Annotated in this window: 16 protein-coding genes and 2 pseudogenes; 9 read left to right on the forward strand and 9 right to left on the reverse strand. The window is 55.3% G+C overall.

Annotated elements, in window-relative coordinates:
* The first annotated feature begins 177 nt into the window (after window positions 1-177).
* Window positions 178-1,911 carry a methyl-accepting chemotaxis protein gene (locus tag CLU93_RS13015; protein ID WP_099761747.1) on the forward strand — a complete coding sequence of 578 codons (1,734 nt, stop codon included), beginning with the start codon at window positions 178-180 and terminating at the stop codon, window positions 1,909-1,911.
* A gap of 22 nt (window positions 1,912-1,933) precedes the next feature.
* Here CLU93_RS13015 and CLU93_RS13020 read toward each other — a convergent pair whose 3' ends face one another.
* Window positions 1,934-3,076, reverse strand: coding sequence for an AI-2E family transporter (locus CLU93_RS13020; RefSeq protein WP_099761749.1), 1,143 nt, complete (start codon window positions 3,074-3,076; stop codon window positions 1,934-1,936).
* Between the two features lie 160 nt (window positions 3,077-3,236).
* The gene (locus CLU93_RS13025) at window positions 3,237-4,175 is read right to left on the reverse strand and encodes a hypothetical protein (RefSeq protein ID WP_143451735.1); all 939 of its coding nucleotides are present in this window, start codon (window positions 4,173-4,175) and stop codon (window positions 3,237-3,239) included.
* Window positions 4,176-4,410: 235 nt separating this feature from the next.
* On the opposite strand from CLU93_RS13025, the gene CLU93_RS13030 reads away from it, so the two are divergent.
* Window positions 4,411-4,668: a hypothetical protein gene (locus tag CLU93_RS13030; protein WP_143451736.1), complete on the forward strand. Its 258-nt coding sequence runs from the start codon at window positions 4,411-4,413 to the stop codon at window positions 4,666-4,668.
* On the opposite strand, the gene CLU93_RS13035 is transcribed toward CLU93_RS13030, so the two are convergent.
* Together CLU93_RS13035 and CLU93_RS27865 are read right to left on the reverse strand one after the other, a co-directional pair.
* Window positions 4,647-5,708, reverse strand: coding sequence for a GGDEF domain-containing protein (locus tag CLU93_RS13035; RefSeq protein WP_099761755.1), 1,062 nt, complete (start codon window positions 5,706-5,708; stop codon window positions 4,647-4,649). The two genes, CLU93_RS13030 and CLU93_RS13035, sit on opposite strands and share 22 nt — an antisense overlap.
* 189 nt (window positions 5,709-5,897) lie before the next feature.
* Entirely contained in the window at window positions 5,898-6,098 is a 201-nt protein-coding gene (locus CLU93_RS27865) for a hypothetical protein (protein WP_143451737.1), read from the reverse strand.
* Window positions 6,099-6,242: 144 nt separating this feature from the next.
* Between CLU93_RS27865 and CLU93_RS28830 the strand changes: the two are divergent.
* Both CLU93_RS28830 and CLU93_RS28570 read left to right on the forward strand, forming a co-directional pair.
* Window positions 6,243-6,407: pseudogene (locus tag CLU93_RS28830) on the forward strand (Fic family protein); the annotation flags it as partial.
* A 34-nt stretch (window positions 6,408-6,441) separates the two neighbouring features.
* Window positions 6,442-6,714: a Fic family protein gene (locus CLU93_RS28570; protein ID WP_257224952.1), complete on the forward strand. Its 273-nt coding sequence runs from the start codon at window positions 6,442-6,444 to the stop codon at window positions 6,712-6,714.
* Between the two features lie 235 nt (window positions 6,715-6,949).
* Here CLU93_RS28570 and CLU93_RS28440 read toward each other — a convergent pair whose 3' ends face one another.
* Window positions 6,950-7,723, reverse strand: coding sequence for a hypothetical protein (locus CLU93_RS28440; protein ID WP_218968335.1), 774 nt, complete (start codon window positions 7,721-7,723; stop codon window positions 6,950-6,952).
* A 105-nt stretch (window positions 7,724-7,828) separates the two neighbouring features.
* Window positions 7,829-8,227 carry a hypothetical protein gene (locus CLU93_RS13045; protein WP_099761757.1) on the reverse strand — a complete coding sequence of 133 codons (399 nt, stop codon included), beginning with the start codon at window positions 8,225-8,227 and terminating at the stop codon, window positions 7,829-7,831.
* A gap of 49 nt (window positions 8,228-8,276) precedes the next feature.
* On the opposite strand from CLU93_RS13045, the pseudogene CLU93_RS28575 reads away from it, so the two are divergent.
* The 3 genes and pseudogenes from CLU93_RS28575 to CLU93_RS13060 form a co-directional block, all read left to right on the forward strand.
* A pseudogene (locus tag CLU93_RS28575) lies at window positions 8,277-8,927 on the forward strand (transposase); the annotation flags it as partial.
* A 151-nt stretch (window positions 8,928-9,078) separates the two neighbouring features.
* Window positions 9,079-10,455: a DNA (cytosine-5-)-methyltransferase gene (gene dcm, locus CLU93_RS13055; protein ID WP_099764370.1), complete on the forward strand. Its 1,377-nt coding sequence runs from the start codon at window positions 9,079-9,081 to the stop codon at window positions 10,453-10,455.
* A 3-nt stretch (window positions 10,456-10,458) separates the two neighbouring features.
* Complete coding sequence (locus CLU93_RS13060) at window positions 10,459-10,920, forward strand: very short patch repair endonuclease (RefSeq protein ID WP_099761762.1); 462 nt, start codon at window positions 10,459-10,461, stop codon at window positions 10,918-10,920.
* 265 nt (window positions 10,921-11,185) lie between these two features.
* Here the strand turns inward: CLU93_RS13060 and CLU93_RS13065 are convergent, their stop codons facing one another.
* The 3 genes from CLU93_RS13065 to CLU93_RS13075 are packed head-to-tail and all read right to left on the reverse strand — an operon-like array spanning window position 11,186 to window position 14,659.
* Window positions 11,186-11,944 carry a DUF6339 family protein gene (locus CLU93_RS13065; RefSeq protein WP_143451738.1) on the reverse strand — a complete coding sequence of 253 codons (759 nt, stop codon included), beginning with the start codon at window positions 11,942-11,944 and terminating at the stop codon, window positions 11,186-11,188.
* A complete protein-coding gene (locus CLU93_RS13070; RefSeq protein ID WP_099761767.1) occupies window positions 11,941-12,783 on the reverse strand; it encodes a hypothetical protein in 843 nt (280 codons plus the stop codon). The genes CLU93_RS13065 and CLU93_RS13070 overlap by 4 nt, the downstream gene beginning before the upstream one ends.
* Window position 12,784: 1 nt before the next feature.
* Window positions 12,785-14,659, reverse strand: coding sequence for a hypothetical protein (locus CLU93_RS13075; RefSeq protein ID WP_099761769.1), 1,875 nt, complete (start codon window positions 14,657-14,659; stop codon window positions 12,785-12,787).
* A 136-nt stretch (window positions 14,660-14,795) separates the two neighbouring features.
* On the opposite strand from CLU93_RS13075, the gene CLU93_RS13080 reads away from it, so the two are divergent.
* A complete protein-coding gene (locus CLU93_RS13080; protein ID WP_099761772.1) occupies window positions 14,796-16,178 on the forward strand; it encodes a type II restriction endonuclease in 1,383 nt (460 codons plus the stop codon).
* A gap of 359 nt (window positions 16,179-16,537) precedes the next feature.
* Window positions 16,538-16,933, forward strand: coding sequence for a type II restriction endonuclease (locus tag CLU93_RS13085; protein WP_099761774.1), 396 nt, complete (start codon window positions 16,538-16,540; stop codon window positions 16,931-16,933).
* The last annotated feature ends 483 nt before the right edge of the window (window positions 16,934-17,416 follow it).

The raw sequence follows: 17,416 nt of genomic DNA on the forward strand, positions 1-17,416 counted from the left end.
GTTGCCCCGTATTTCACTCCTGACGATGATGAGCGGGCCGCCTTCCCCCAGCCGCCAGTCACGCTCCATCGACCGAATTTTGTCCTGAACAATTAAGAATTGCCCCGCCCATCTGGTGCTTGCCGTTATCCGTCCGGCATGCGCAAGCATGGTTGCGCCCTTACCAAGGAAAATTGCATGCTGTCGAATATAACAATAAAAATGCGCCTGATTGCCACCATGAGTGTGCTGGGCGTGCTGATCGCCTTGCTGGGCGTGATGAGTATCATCAGCCTGAAATCGGCCAACAACAGCCTCAACGAGGTCTACAGCAACCAGCTAGCCTCGACGCAGGCGATCGGCGAATCGCAAATCGCCCTGGGCCGCGCCCGTTTTACGATGGACCGCGTGATGGTGCACCCGGATGCGGCCGATGCCAAGGATATCCTGGCGCGCTCCGAGCAATTCATCGAGGCTTCCAACAAGTCCTGGAAGGTGTACCTGGCCTTGCCGCAAAGCGCGGAAGAAAAGCGCCTGTCCGACGACATGGACAAGAAGCGCAACGACTATATTAACAATGGCATGCTGGCCATGAGCAAGGCTTTGCGCGAAAACAATATCGAGCAGGCGGACAAGCTGATGATGACGGGCTTGTCGGTTCTCTACCGTACCTTGGACCAGGCTGCCGAAACATTGACGCAATTCCAGGCCACCTCGGCCGCCGCGATGTATGCGGAAAGCCAGGCCAGTTACCGCACGCAAGTGACCATGGCCATCATCGGCATGATCGTCGGCGCTTTGCTGACGATTATTTCCAGCTTCTTGCTGCTGCGCGCCATCTTCGGCCCGCTGGACCAGGCTCTGCGCCATTTCGGTGCCATTTCGGACGGCAACCTGGCCAACGACATCGTCATCACGCGCAACGATGAAATGGGCGCTCTGCTGACGGGCTTGCAGAAAATGCAGGAACGCCTGTCGACCACCGTGCGCGGCGTGCGCGACGGCAGCGGCGCCATCGCCACGGCCAGCAATGAAATCGCCTCGGGCAACCTGGACCTTTCCAGCCGCACGGAGCAGCAAGCGTCCAGCCTGGAAGAAACGGCCTCCTCGCTGGAAGAGCTGACCTCGACCGTCAAGCAGAATTCCGACAATGCGCGCCAGGCGAACCAGCTGGCCGTCTCCGCCTCGGACGTGGCCGTCAAGGGTGGCGCGCTGGTGGCGCAAGTGGTCGATACCATGGGCTCCATCAGCGAATCGTCGAAAAAGATTGCCGACATTATCGGCGTGATCGATGGCATCGCTTTCCAGACCAACATCCTGGCCTTGAACGCGGCCGTGGAAGCGGCCCGTGCGGGCGAGCAAGGCCGTGGCTTTGCCGTCGTCGCCACAGAAGTGCGCAACCTGGCGCACCGCTCGGCCAGCGCCGCCAAGGATATCAAGATGCTCATCGAAGCGTCGGTGCAGAATGTGGGTGCCGGCAGCGCGCTGGTCAGCCAGACGGGTACGACGATGGACGAAATCGTGGCCAGCATTCGCCGCGTGACGGACATCATGGGCGAAATCAGCGCCGCCGGCCACGAGCAGGAACTGGGCATCGGCCAGATCAATCAAGCGGTGGCGGAAATGGATACCGTGACGCAACAAAATGCGGCATTGGTGGAAGAAGCGGCAGCCGCTTCGGAAGCGATGCAGGAGCAGGCGGCGGCGCTGGCCGAAATGGTCAGCATTTTCAAACTCGACGCCGCCCACAGCGGCCCGGCAGCGGCCAAGCCTGCCTTGCGCAAGCCTGTCGTGGCCGCCGCCAGCACGGCCTTGAAACGTCCGGCAGTGCGCCTGGCGCCGGCCCGCGCTGCGGCAGCACCTGTTGCCGCCGCCAAGCCGCGTCCAGCCAAGCCCGCCGCGGATAGCAGCGGCGAGTGGGAAGAGTTCTAAGTGACTGCTTAAATTACTGCGCTTACAGGGCCACCTTGCTGCCCTGTTCCTGCAGCAGCGCCGCCTCGGCCAGGGCCTGGGCGCGCGCTTCCTCTGCCGCCTGTTCCGCTTTCTCATGCGCATCATGGCGCGCCTGCAAGGCCGCCCGTGCGCGCACGAAGACGATCTTGATGGCCGCCATCACGGGCACGGACAGGAAGATGCCCACCACGCCCCCCAACTGGTCGCCGGCCAGCAAGCCGACGATCACCATCAGCGGGCTCACTTCCACGCCTTCGCTCATCAGGTACGGATTGACCACGTAATCCTGGAACAAACGGTAGGCGGCGATAAAGCCGATCAGCCAGAATACGTGATCGAAGCCGCTGAAACCGGCCACGACCACAGCGATGATGGCGGCCGCCAGCGGACCGGCAAACGGGATGAATTCCAGCAAGGCGGCGGCGCCCGCCAGCAGCAGGCTGTACGGCACGCCCATCAGGGAAAAGGCGATGCTGTAAGACACAAACGTGGCGATCGACAACAGCAGCAGCGCGCGTACATAGCGCGACAGCAAGATGTCGAGGTCATCGATGATGGCGCCCCAGAGCTTCTTGTTCGGGCGGTTCAGCAAGGACAGCAAGCCGTCGCGCATGTCCGGCCCTTCCTTGATCAGCAAAAAGCTCAGCACGGGCACCAGCACCAGATAGATCAGGTTGCTGGCCGCATGCATGACGGTCAAGCCCAGTTCCTTCGCCAGCGGCATGGCTTGTCCCGTACCGCTGCTCAGCTGCGTCTGCATGAATGACAGCAGGCGCGCGCGCAAGGGTTCCATGAATTCCGGCAAGGGGATGCGCTCGGCAAAATTATTGCCTTTAAGCAGTGTTGGCAATTGATCGCTGAGCTTGATAGCCTCTTCCTCGATGCGCGCCCCGAAGATGGAGCTCAGTATCGCCACCAGCAAGATCACCACCAGGAAGACGATGCCGATATTGGCCGTGCGCGGCAGGCGCTTCGGCCCATGGCGCTCCAGCAGTCCGATCAGCGGATACACGAGATAGCTGAAGAAAACGGCAAACACCACCACGATCAGGGTCGACGAGACCTTGTAGGTGAGAAATAACAAGAAGGCGATGAGGAAAGCCGTCCACACCATCTTGGCAACGCGCAAGTTAAAACCGAACATATGATTCCTTAGGGCAGGATGCGACGCAAGCGTGGCAGGCTTGAAGGGCAGGGTGGGCGAGGCAGGGAGTGGGCCGCGCCGCACGGCCGGAAATCATACCGCAAAATGCCAAAATGCCATGCTCCTGTGCGTGATGGCAATGTTTCCCCTGCGCTCACGCTTATTTTGTCTGCCAGCTGGCTACGGTGATGAAGACGCTGTCTTTCTTGCCCTGTTCGCGCAAGGTCACCGTGTAGCGGCCGCTGGCATCGTTGCCCGTCAACACGACCTTGTCGTCATGCCCCTTCACTTGCGCGCCCTTGGCCAGCTTGGCGTAGGTGTTGAGCACCCAGTGGAAATCGGCATAGCTGCGCAGGGTGATGCTGGCATCGGGCATGGGCTCGTCGCCGGCCTCGGCCGCTTCCGTGGGCGTGCCGGTCAATTCCGCGTTCGGCAACAGCAGGTGCAGCAAGCTGGCGGGAAAGCCGGGCGGCACGTCGCGCGCTTCCCAGCCGGGCTGGCCGGGGCGGGTGGTAATGTATTCCACCACAGCAATGCTTTGCCGCTGCTCCGGCGCAGCCTGTGCCAGCATCGGTGGCCGCTGCCGCGCCCACACCAGCAGCGGCGCGGCCATCTCGTCCTCTGCACCTGGTGGCAGGAACAGTGTCAGCACGGCATGCGTGGACGGCAGGCAGGCGGGCGCACAATGGCCATTGACGAGGCCCAGCGCCAACAGCTTGCGTTGCGGGTCGAACAGCATGGCGGCGCGCCATGCACCGCGCGTGCCGGCATCGATGGAGGCCAGCACCGAGCGCCCGTCGGGCAACATGGTGCGCGTGATGTCGTCCAGTGACTGCATGCTGTCGAGTACCTGGAGCGCGACCAGGGTGTCGTCCTGCGTATAGCTGCCACGCGCATAGCCGAGCAGCCTGAAGACGTCGGCGCGGATCTCGGGATGCTCGTTCAGGCTGAGCGGCGGCGACGGCACGGAGACGGGCACGGTGGCGGCCACGAAGGCGGCATCCTCGGCAGAAATGGCTTGCGCCATGCTGGAAAGCGGCAGGCACAGGGTGGCGCACAGCGACAGCATGCGCAGAGTGAATTTTCCTGGGGTGTTCAATGGCAATCCTTGTCGAGACGCCATACCGATCCGCTTGCCGGCATGCGCGCGCCGCGATCTTAGCATTTCAGGAATGAAACGCTTTCTGCTAAGCTTGGCTATTGAATCACTGTCCCCCGTTGTCATGGCCAAGATCACCATTTCCTGCAGTATTCCCGTCGACGATGAGGTCGTGACCGAGTTCCTGCTTAAGTACGTGCTCCAATCGCGTCTCGGCGCGGCCAGGAGATTGCGCATGGGAGAGAAGGGCTGTTTCTATACCTGTTCCTTGTACACGGACGAGCACGCCAAGGTGAGCCGTTTGATCCGCCGCATGCTGGCCTTCTTTGAGAGCAAGGACATCCCCTTGACCATCCTCAAGATCGGCGCCCTGGACAGCTGGTACGAGGTGGACCCGGAGCAGCGCGACCCATGGAAAATTTCACCGCAAGCCTTGCTGGCGCTGCTCGACGCCACGCCCAACGGTGATGTTCAGGCGGCGTTGAGCACGTAGCGGTTCTTGCCGCTTTTCTTGGCCTGATACAAGGATTCATCGGCACGCCGGTAGCTGTGCGACAAGTCCGCTTCCTTGAGCATTTCCGCCATGCCGATGCTGACGGACACCTTGCGTTCCGGCACGAAAGCCGCCTCGACGCTATCGACCAGTTGCGCGGCAAAGGCGCAGGCCGCGTTCTTTTCGCCCAGGTAAATGATGGCGAATTCCTCGCCGCCCAGGCGGCCGCACAGGTGCTCGCCACACAGCCCCGCGATGACGTCGGCGATCTTTTTCAGCACCTCGTCGCCCGCGTCATGGCCGTACACGTCGTTGATTTGCTTGAAGTCGTCGATGTCGATCATCAGGAAAAACGCGGGTGTGTGCGCCGTACGCTGCAGGATGCGGGCGCTTTGTGTAAACATGCGTCGGTTGTTGAGTCCGGTCAAGCCATCCTTGTAGGCCATCGTCGCCAGTTCGCGCTGGGAACGGTAGTTATGGATGCGCAAGACGAGAAAATAGATATTCAGCGCCAGGCCGATGATCACGCTGATGGTGACGGCCAGCACGGGCCAATGCTGGTCGGCCTGGCCCGCATGCACGGGAAACTGCCCCAGCCCCAGGATGGCCCACACGCCCAGTGATACGCCCAGGTAATACGCGATGCCGCTAAAGATGGGGGCCGTCGTCAGGGTGATCATCACGCCCAGCGGCAACACCCAGAAAGCGGGGTCTTCCGTGCCCAGCATCAGTGCGCGAAAGCCGAAAGCGATGAACAGCACGCTGATGGTGCCGCTGACGATGATGGCCTGCAGCGACCTGGCATAAACGGTCAGCAGCAGCCCCACCAGCATACCCGCCACGCCCAGCGCCGCCTGCGCATGATCGAGCGAAGCGCGCGACAAGGTCAGGCTGAACGTGACCAGCCAGCAAGCCAGGCCAAACGTCAGGATCGCTATCGAAATGAAATGCAGTTCCTTGAAAAAGCGCTGCTGCTGCTCCCGTTCTCCTGAAAAGAACAGGTAATAGAAGGCAGGAGACAGGCTGCGCGAAGTGAACATTGCATTTGTCCAGGCAGACAACACGCCTTGCGGCAGGGAAGCCTCCCGGCAACGGCAGGCGGCATGGCGCGCGTACAAAAGTAGTTGCGCTCTGGAACTAGTGTACTGGTTTCTGGGACGGGATGGTGAGACGGGCGTGGAAAACGATGAGCACTGTCCTGCTGCCGCCACAGTATGAAGGAAGTGCGCTTATTGTTCGATCAACATTGCTATAGCGACGCCATGCCGCAAACCGTCTGGCGCAGCAAGACCAATCAGGATATCGCCGCCAGGATCGTCGGCGTCTTGACGCGATGTTGGATGGCAAGTTGGAGCCAATGTTGCAAACCTTTGGCGAAGTGCTTTGGCCGAAGGCGGCTTGATAGCGCCAGCATAAAATAAGGATTTCATTATTTCATTTTTCTCCTTAAGTTAAAGTAAGGCCTCCATTCATGTTAACTTCAGCGAATCTATGCAACGTGGACTCACAGGGAACGGATACGGCAAGGGCAGCCCATCAGTTTTCGATTGCAGACGGAAGTGCATCAAGTGCTGATGACGTCGGGCAGGGGCGTGCAGCGCAGCCATGGCGAATTTCGCCGCAATCAAGTGTGGATCGGTGGCCATCGTGCCGACGAGGCAACGTTCGTGCCGCAGTCAGCCAGCCAGCTCGCTGACTGCTGGACGGCACTGGAAAACTTCATCAACGACGTGCCGCAGCCGACTGCCGCCATCATCAAGGCGGCACTTTCGCATGTGCAATTTGAAACCATCCATCCATCCTTCCTTCCATCCCTTCCTGGATGGCAATGGCCGCCTCGGCCGCATGCTGATACCGCTGATACTGGTGGAAGCCCGTATTTTGCAGGAATCGCTGCTGTATTTTTCCGTGTTTTTCAAACAGCATCGTGAAACCTACTACAGCTTGCTGCAACAGGTACGTATCAGCGGCAACTGGGAAGCATGGCTGCTGTTCTTTGCCGATGCCATCGCCGCCACCGCTAATCAGGCCGCCAGCACGGCCTAGGCGCTGACGCAGCTGCTGGCGCAAGACAAGGCACGGCTGGCGGAACTGGGGCGCTTGGCGGGTTCGGCCAGGCAAATCCTCAATGCGCTGATTCTCATCCCATCTTGAATATTGCCGCCTTGAGCAAGACCACCGGCTTGACCGCCGCGACGGTGGGCAAGGCGCTCGATGCCATGGCAAGTACGCTAGGCATGGTGCTGGAAGTGATCGGCAAAAAACGCAACCGCGTGTATGCCTACGCCGAGGCCGTGCGCATAGGCATGCCCGCCAAGCCGGCTGGCGCGATGATCTTGCCACCGCTGGAACTGCTGTTAAATTCGCTTTCCGGCAGCAGCAAGGGCTTTAGGATGGCAGGAAAACGCGGCGGCATATCACGCACTTGCCAGCCCGGCTTGCTTGGTTCGCCAACGAAGTACTCCACCTTCGCAATCTTCTGCTGCTCTTCCGGTTCGGCCAGGTCCAGCGGGGACGGCAACTGCCGCGCCCACACCAGCAGCGGCGCTGCCACGTCTTGCTGTACGCCGGCCGGCAAAAACACCGTCAGCACCCCTTGGGTATCTGGCAGGCAAACTGGTACCGCATCGCCAACGGCTGGCTTGCAATGCTCATTGACCAGGCCGACCGCCTGCATCTTGCGCTGCGCATCGAACAGCACGGCGGCGCGCTGCGCACCGCGCTGGTCCGGATTGATGGAAGTGAGCACCATGCGCCCGTCCGGCAACATGGTGCGCGTGATATCGAACTGCGAGCGCAGGCTGTCGAACACCTGGCGCGCGATCAGCGTGCCGCCCGCCGTGTAATTGCCGCGCGCATAGCCCACCATCTTGATCATCTCGGCGCGCAACACCGCATGCTCGCTCAGGCGCCCCGGCGGCGACTGCAGCGTCTTGGTCGCGGCCACGAAAGCGGCATCATCCAACGGCGCATCTTGCGCCATCGCCAACATGGGAGCAGACAGGGCCGCGCACAGCGACAGCATGAGGACAGTGGTTTTTGCGGGAAAGTTCAATGATGCTCCTGTTCGTGAGGCCATGCCGGTCCATATGCCGGCATTTGCGGGGGAGTATATTATCATTTCAGAAACAATTTTCTTTTGATAAGCTTTGCTAATGAATCACCAGGAAGCTATGCCGGCCCGGACCGTCACGGCTTCATCGCGGCCGCGAAACGTCCAGGTATTCATCCATGGTGATTCACCATTTGCCCAGCGCAGGCCGCGCTTTGCAGCTTCTTCGCTGATCTTGCCACCTGACAGCTCAACATTCGCCCGCGCAAAGTCGAGCGCCTCATGGCGCTTGCGTTGTTCTTCGCTCATCCCGGACCGTTCTAGGCGCCTTTGTTCTTGCACCTCCTCGTAGGCAGGGATGCTCGCTGCATACTGCTCGCGCATGCGCTGGAACGCGGCAGCGTCGCTTTCTTTGACCAGCCGCAGCTCTTCGCGCTCCTGCGCCGTGATGAAGTACTGACGAGCATGAGTGGCAAGCAGCGCACTTTCTTCTTTGGTAGTGGACATTATTTTTCCTTTCGCTATTAGCGTTCACGCTGCTATAGACCGGGTATGGGCAAAGAAGCCAACTAGCCACGTAGTTACCGGCCACTATACTGCCGGTCCGAACCAAGTCTGGTGCTGGGATATTACATGGATGGCAGCCCCAGTGAAGGGTGCAATATTATTACTGGTATATTGTGTTCGACATATTCAGCTGCAAAATCGTCGGCCAAGAGGTACATGTGGTCGAATCGGTGGAACTGGCTCCGCTGCTGGTGCGCCGTACCAACTTCGCTGAAGAGTTGGCGGGTCGGTCGCCCACTAGTGCGCTATTCTGAAAATGGTACCGCCATGAAAAGTTCGACCATGCTCGTCATGCTGGAGCAACAGTCGGCAGCGTGTGAGCAACGACGATGCCTACGCAGAGTCGCTGTTCAGGATATGTAAGTACCGCCATGAATACCCGCGCAAATCGTTTGGGACTATAGAAGAAGCGCGGGAATGGACGCAAAAATGCGTGCGCTGGTACAACCACGAACATAAGCACAGCAGCTTGAAGTTCGTAACACCGTCGCAGCGCCACGCACGTTTGGATGCGCTGATTCTGCAACGTCGTGATGAGGTCTATCGCGCGGCTAAAAACCACAATTCTCGGCGCTAGTCGCAAAACACGAGGAATTGGAAACGGGACGATCAGGTCTGGTTGAATCCAGAACGGATTTAGCCAGAAGCACTACAGTAAGCAACTTTGACATGACGTGACAACTACGTTGACAAACACGGTTATTTCATATGGAAATCGTCAAATTACTTTACTTATCTGGGTCAAATAAGTGATAATGCATCACAAATTTGACCCAGAAAGCAAGAAGGACATGGCACCAGACAATGATGGATTTAAACTCCTGAAAAAAGCTCTTGAGAGTTATGATCAGAAATATATTGCTGAGTATCTGAACAGAGAATCGCCTGACTCCTGGAGTCGGGAAAAGATTAACCGCTGGCTCAGCGGCAAGGCCAGCCCGCGGCTTAGCCATCACGAATATGAGCACCTTGAAGCGCTTTTGCCAAAAGCACCGGCGTCCCATCCACATTATGATTTCGATTTCATCGATCTATTCGCCGGTATCGGCGGCATCAGGCGTGGTTTTGAGGAGATCGGTGGGCGTTGTGTTTTCACTAGCGAATGGAACCCCTTCGCGGTGCGCACCTATAAGGCAAATCACTACTCCGACCCGCAACACCACACCTTCAACGATGACATTCGTAAAGTAACGTGGAGTGACAGACCAGAAAAAAGCGAAGCTGAAGCCTATAAATACATCAACGAAGAAGGGGTGCCGGATCACGATGTACTGCTCGCTGGCTTTCCATGTCAGCCATTTTCCATCGCCGGCGTCTCAAAGAAAAACTCCTTGGGTCGGAAGCACGGTTTCGAAGATGAGACGCAGGGCACGCTGTTCTTCGATGTAGCCCGCATTATTGCTGCTAAACAGCCAGCTGCGTTTGTCCTTGAAAACGTTAAGAACCTCAAGAGCCATGACAAAGGTAATACCTTCCGTACCATCATGAAGGCACTCGACGAACTGGGCTACTGGGTGGCGGACTCGGAACAGATCGGCACGAACGACTATAAGGTCATCGACGGCAGCCACTTCGTCCCCCAGCACCGTGAGCGTATCGTTCTCGTGGGTTTCCGGAAAGATCTGAATATTCATGATGGTTTCACACTGAAAGATATCAGTCAGCACTACCCGTCAGACAGGCCTAATCTGAGTGAGATCCTTGAGGATGAAAAGAAGGTCGACCCGAAATATATCCTTACCGAAAACCTCTGGCGCTATCTGTTTAACTACTCCATCAAACACAAGGCCAAGGGAAACGGCTTTGGGTACGGACTGGTAAAGCCAGAAAAACTAAACGAGGTGACGCGTACGCTGTCCGCGCGCTACCATAAGGATGGCTCGGAAATTCTGATCGACCGCGGCTTCAACTCGGACCTCGAGTTTGACCACAAGAAGAACATCAAGAACCGGCCGCGCCGCCTTACGCCATCTGAGTGCGCGCGATTGATGGGCTACGACCGCCCGGGCGAATCTAACTTCAAGATTCCCGTGTCGGATACTCAGGCCTACAGGCAATTCGGCAATTCCGTTGTCGTTGGCGTCTTTGCAGCCGTCGCCAAACTGATGAAAAGCCGAATTCTTCAAGCAAAGAGCTTGCAGGAACAGCGGAAGAAGTTGACGGCCTGAACAATGACCGACGTGCATACCCCGGAACGCCGTAGTAGGAATATGAAGGCTATCCGGAGCAAAAATACCGGCCCTGAAGTACTGCTCAGAAAGCTACTGTTTTCACGCGGGTTCCGCTATCGCCTGCACGTCAGCAGCCTCCCAGGAAAGCCTGATATAGTGCTGCCGAAATACCGCACCGTGATCTTCATGCACGGATGCTTCTGGCATGGACACGACTGCCATCTCTTCACTCTTCCGCAGACTAGGCAAGAGTTCTGGATGAAAAAAATCAGCGCCAATCAACAACGCGATCAGCGTGATATTTTTGCGCTGCGAAGCGCTGGCTGGCGAGTCATTTCTGTATGGGAGTGTGCTCTTCGGGGGTGGTTGAAATGGGATGCAGAGATGCTTGGCGATCACCTTACGCAGTTAATCACGAAAATCCACACTGACATGGGCAGTTTAGAGGTAAGACACCGTTAGAAATCAATGTATGTCGTCTGCCATCGTCAAGAGTGGCGACTCCTGATCGAACCATGGAGACACATAGCGCTTGATCAGCGCTGCAGCCGGTGGTGGCATTACCCATGCAACCTGCATCGGGAAGCAAGTTCTCGGGGCGTACGTGGGCAGCTATCGCCCGCCACAGAGAGGAGAGGACGAACCGCGCTGCTTTTCCAAAATCCAGCAAGCAGGCTGCGACGTCACTTAGTGGTCTACGGCACGAGCAACGCCAACAGCAAACGATTTAGAACGTCTCTTTTCCAGAGTGAAGCATGCGCGCTTTTGCAAAATCTAAGCACTGGGCAAGATGTGTCCGAATTTCTTCCTCCATCATTGCTTCAAACACAATACCGCCACTTCGGTTGTTTACCTCTAGCATGAAGTGAGCTACCGCTTTGTCGTGGGTGGCGAACCAGTCAATGACTTCAGGCATGTGGAAAATTTCACGGATTAGCGGTTGCCGGTTGGCAGTATCGGCACGATCAATAATTTGCATCCGAATATTGGCCCTTGCCAGAAGGCAGTGTAAACCGTATTCGACATCTTCAGGATACGCGAGTGCGGCGATGTGACCATTCCACCAAAGACGTCCGATTGCGTTATCGTCGCGACAAGCAGGAAGACCTGCTGCGAAAAAATGGATACGTACGGCGTTAATGAGATCACTCTTCTTAATTAGCCAACGTTGCCGTGCATAGTCCAGACATTCGACGTGACAAAGCCGCGCCCAGAGGCGCTCTTCTCTAGCCAAGGCGGCTGTCATGCCAGTCATTCCCGTGTAAATAAGGAGTGAGTTATTTATCTCTGCTTCAGGAGTATTTGCAGCATCCAGTTTTGCGGCGATAGCAGGGTCCCACCGTGCGATCGTTGTCTCAATCGACCAACCGTTCTGCATTGAAAGATCAGCAAAGCCGTTGGATTGGTACCTATCGAAATTAATTTGCAAGTCATTTGAAAGCCGGTCAACAACGGAGGCCGAAAGTAATTTAAGCGGTTCAGTCACAGTGCATCCTCTTTTGATTCGATCAGTTGATTCAGCGCGGAAAAGGGCATTGCCAGCAACCGTTGCGCGTGGTTTAGCAAATCGGGCTTCTCAACATCAATGCCTTCAAGCTCGCACCTCCCCCTGAACGGATGGAGCCATCGGTATTGTTCAAATTGCTCATATCCGTCAGCGAGCTGGTCAAGGACCTGCATAACGACTGGGATGTAGAGAGAGTTCATAATGACGTTACGGGTAATTTCGTTCTCTTCCCTGAGACTCTGAACAAGCAGATAGGTCTTTTCGTTCATGTGTACCGTAATTTTTTCAGATTCGGTATCAATATCGAATCGCCCTTCTGGAACCTGATCCGAAGCGATTATTTCGAAAATCGACTCAATTGATGCCAGTGGTGGTCGGGTGACGTCGATGGTTTGCTCATCGTCAAGCGCGAGAATCTGCCCTCGCTCGATGTCACAACCATTACCAAATTCGGCATGCGCGCCTTCCGGACTGTAGCCGTCGATGCGCTTGATGGACCAAACCATCGGCCTCAGTTGAACCCGTCCTAACAGTGCGCCGGGTGCAAAATGAAATAGCCCTGTCGGAAATCCGAGCCGCTGAAGGCGTCGTAATCCTGTTTCTTGGCACCTAATCAAACAGCCAAATGTAGCGTCACCCTCCTGTATCAGTTGTACAATATTCGGATGCTCCAGCTTCGCCGAAAAGTAGATTGACACTTGGCTTCCTTCGTCTTTTTCGCGGAAAGTGATTTCAGTATCAATGCTCGCACCGGCAATATCTTCCGACCACGGCGCGAGAACTGGGTGCGGATAGCTAGTCGTTTCTGAAATTTTCATCTTAGATGACCTCATGTACCGACGCTGGCACCAGCGCGAGCGCGCTTAGTTCGATCGGTCCGCCAAACGGCGCTTCGAACGTCAGGTCTACGATGATGCGCTGTCCGGCTTTCGCGCTTGTCCTGATTCGACCGTTCAAGACCTTGCCCACTGATGCATTAACAACAGTAAGCATGACATCCTCTTTGAGACCGAATGCTGCGATTGTGAGTTCGATTTCGCAATCCGACTCAGGGGTGAGGAATACGCGCCGCTTGCTCGCGTCCTTTGGATCCGTAAGCCTTGACCGAATTCCGTGTAGCGGTATGGTCTTTCGGAGCCTAGGAAGCGGGCCACCCGTGTCCCCCTCAGATTTAGTTTTTCCACTCTTCCCACTACCGGTGCCCCTGCCCCCGCCTGTACCCGGTCCCGGCATTCCCGGATTTCGCTTTCGGCTTCCCTTTTGCGCTTTGCCGTATTTAAAAGCCTCAGGGTCCTTTTCGTCATTACCAACTCCGCCGCTAGTCGCAGACGCGCCTTCGGCAAATAAATGAGAAAGTTCATTGAGCTGGCTGCGGTGCGTGTCATCGATTTTGGCAGCTGAACGAATAATTACCCGCACTTGCTTGATCAGGTTCTTTATTGCTTTCCGTGCGACTTCCCGTTCTTGGTTATCAATAATACGCTCCGGCTCAAACGCGTCATGAGCCGGATTCTCCAGCTGCTTCAACAAGCTGCTTGGCGCGTATCCCGCCGGGGTCTGCGCCGGTTCAAGGACCGCTATGAATTCTCTCGTTGCAGGAAATCGCTTCATTGGTTCCGCGAACTTTGAAAAATTATCAGCGATATAGATGCCGTTTCTCAGCACATGTACCTCACGTGGCAAGTCCTTTTCAATCAGCAGACTGAGCGTGAAATCACCGAGGTCAGGCACGCTGATGGTGTGTTTTGAAGCAGCATCGGATCTTGTGCAATCGAGAAGACGACGAGCTCGATTCAACTCGTCTGACTCATCGGCATCAATTGCAATCTGCTGCAATTCTAATGACGCCAGAATACTGTCTAGTGATGCTTGGTTCATACGCTTCGAGTCGCCTACAGTGAATTCAATTTCGCTGCGGTCAATGGCAAGGAAAAAATTGGTCACCAGTGAGAGCGTAACCCGGCCGTCCCAGTTTTCGGTTTCCCTGAAACCGACGGAAAAAATGGAGGTTCCGATCTCATCGCGGGACAACCATGAGGGAACTTCGGATTTGTCCTCGATCGCTGAGAAGTCCGTATTTCCCCAATATCCTTCCGCAGAAAATTTATTTTCGCCGTCAGTATGAGAGATTAGCCGCAATCGTCCCTGCGCAGCGAATTTCTTTTCTTCTGTTGAGCTATCTCGGTAGCAGCTCGTGTAGATGACCGTCTGGAGATCCGATACCGCATAGGCGGCGTTTTTGCCGATACCAAAGGAGCCAGCAGACGTGACGTCAGATTTGTTTGTCACGCCATCTCCTTTCACCAGCGCAGCGAAGACTGAGGTCGGATCGGTGGTGGGGCCTGTAAGACCAGTGGTATTCCTGTCAGAAATCTCAAGTATTTTGATGCGCGGCGCATTAATCGTTGCGTAAGCACGTTCCAGATGTAGCTTTGTTTTTCCGTCTACGGGAGCGGCGAGGCAGCTCGTGATCGACTTCTGGAGCTCGTCGGCAAACGGAACTTTCGCACGGTCAATCGACAGGAGCCTGAAGCAGACATGAACGGGCCCGTTGCCAGCGGCTGCGTCACGGCTGTTCTGACCGGTCTCGCGGGCGCAGCTTCGATAGGGCGAGCCGCGAAAAGTCTCGAATCCTGCGTAGGCGAGCCCCTCGATCTTCGAAGCCTCGTTTTTCAGGAACCTGATTTCAGCCATGTAAATACCTTTATTAGTAATTGAGCGGACACGCACTTTTATAATTGAAATGTTGCGCGGTAGTCTGTATCGTCAGTGCTGTGGTAATACTTTGCGCATTCCGCAGCGCTGATTTTACATCTACAGAAAGTGATGTGTGACTACTGGCAACTTATTTCAGGACGATGTCGTTGACAACAGCGCAGAGCTGATCATTCGGCTGACCAAATGTGCGAACAGCATATTTCTCAAGAAACTTGCTCTCAACGACTGGCAGTGGACAGAGGATCCAGACAAGCATCAGGACGGTGCTTACATTTTCAAGACTGAAAGAGACAGCGGTTTTTTCCCTCCGCTGACACCTGCTAAGATTAAGCCTGGCGGTAAACCCATCTTTGAGGCATTGTTTAATATATCTTGGCCTGCGCTCGACTGTCCGATCGTCAAAGAAGCCAGACTCGTCAACTGGCGCAGCAAAGATGAGGAAACTCATCTAACAAGAGTTGCCCGTGAGGCATTCGCCGGGCTGAATCCTGCTTCTTTGCTCCTGATCGCAAAAACCGGGGTCGGAGCTGATGCCCAGTACAGCGCTACTACTGTCGATTCATCCTCCTCTGGTTATCGATACATTGTGGACCTGTTCGATCTTCCCCCGCAGTTTTGTTCCGGAATTTTCGAACCTGAACGCGTAATACGGACGCAGCAGGAAAAACTGTTTGAGTTTATCGGTAAGGCGCTTTCTGCCTTTCAAGCTGGTGAAATCCGCGCTTTTGCTTTGTCTCATTTATCCATACCCAAGCCACGCGAAATGGCGCGACTCGCTCAAGAGGAGTACCAAGCCCTTCACGGAAACATCGACTTCAACCCCTTCAAAATGAAGGCCCCAGGTGATGCCGTGCTCGATATCAGCAGGGGGCTTGAATACGAGATCTTCAAATCATTTGAGATACGGCGTCGGTCAATGGAACTGGTTCAACTCATTCTGGGGACGGATCCTGACGCAATCAGTATCAATCAGGTCCTGATGAACATTGTCACCGAATTCTCTCAAATTGATGGAATTCTTCTTTCTGCAGCTCAGACTCGAAAGTCACGTGCCGGAGCGTCGTTCGAACTGCACATTGAACGTATGCTGGCCGACGGCGGCATCCCACATGAAGTGCAAGTTGTTGCCGACGCGAAGAAACGACCCGACTTCGTTCTGCCATCGTTTGCAAAGTACATAGACCCACTACGCGACCGAGATGGTGCCTTGGTCCTCAGTGCGAAAACGACTCTGCGGGAGCGGTGGAAACAAGTCCACGGGGAGATGAGGAACTGCGACCTTTTCCTTGCCACCGTCGACGAGAGTATCGCGGAAAATGCAATAAAAGATATGGCACGGCAGGGTATCATTCTGGTGGTGCCGGAATCGCTCAAGAAGTCAGACACAACGGTATATAAGTTGCAGCCCAATGTAATTTCATTCAAAACATTTTTCGAGGAAGAACTCCGGTCAAAAAGGATGGGTATCTGGCGAGGTGACCAAGTGGTCTCATAGGTGTTGATCTTCAGTTCGCGTACGATCATCAACATCAACATCAACATCAACATCAACATCAACTACCAGTGCGCGCGCCATGGCTGCACGCTTGGCGGTGGCAATTCAGTGCAATAGTCAACATTAATGCCAGCCTCGCCCATCGGAATATTTATAAAAATTTAACACAATAAGGAAAAATTAGCAAGAAGAATTGTGCGTAATTGCTGGCTTGACGTTTAGCTAGATTGGTCCGGGTAATGTCGAGATGTTCGTCTGGCGCTTTTTTCATCCTAATCAAAATAGCTAACAAAGTCCCTTTGGGGAAATTTTGTGTAACAATAGGTACAAAGGTCTTTCAATATATCTGAGGAGTTGGGATGTCAAGTAATCCATTGATTTTAAAGCCTGCCTGTTTGAAAACTTTATCAGCAGTCGAGGCAAGGCCGGAACGCTCAAGACAACACGAATTTAATGGCGTGTCGCAATTGAAAGACATGTTCGGCCTCGAAAAATTTGAAAAAAATGCTGTGTTTCATCTTCGTGGTAAAGCGCTATCAGACAATGCAAAAGTCACGTGGTATGACGCTAGGGCGGATCATCCGACGCGTACAGAGCACCGTCTGTATTTCCAAAGAAACGCGGTCATGGACCAAGCTCAGGAGGGTGACAATATCTTGATCGGCTTTGATCGTGCTGGAGTTTTGAACTGTGTCCTAATCAAGACAGGGGCTGAGGGATACAAAGCAAATATCCCTTCTTGGCAAGCAGTCTAAACACTATCCCGAGTTTGCTGGGCGCCCTTAGACCAAAATACCACCCTCAGGGTGGTTTTTTTATGTGCGCCAGTATGGGCGCACTCTTGCGGGTGCAAATCCCGTCGTTAGCTGGTGACATATAACGAAGTGAAGCGCAACTGCTGGAGGGCGACTGACTGTGGGGAGGAAGCGTGAAGCGAAACCGCGAGCCGATGTACAAGAACCGGATAGAAGGTGCTGCTGAGCAGGAGAGCGGGCATGAAACCGCGAAGCTCTCGTGGCCAAAGCGAAGTGGCGTAAATCCGGTGGTTGCGCAGCGAAGGAGTGCGTCCTTACTTGGAGAGATCTCGCCTCACGTCTGAAAGGGCGAAGGTGGAAGCGGAAGCGAGATGTCAGCAGAGGTCACAGTAGTTTCTTTTTTCGAGGTTACTGGCCGAATGACAAGGAGCGTAAACACTATGTCGATGGGAAAAGCACTGCATCAGATATCCGCGTCAGCGG

Source organism: Janthinobacterium sp. 35 (genome assembly GCF_002754575.1).
GTDB lineage: Bacteria > Pseudomonadota > Gammaproteobacteria > Burkholderiales > Burkholderiaceae_D > Janthinobacterium > Janthinobacterium tructae.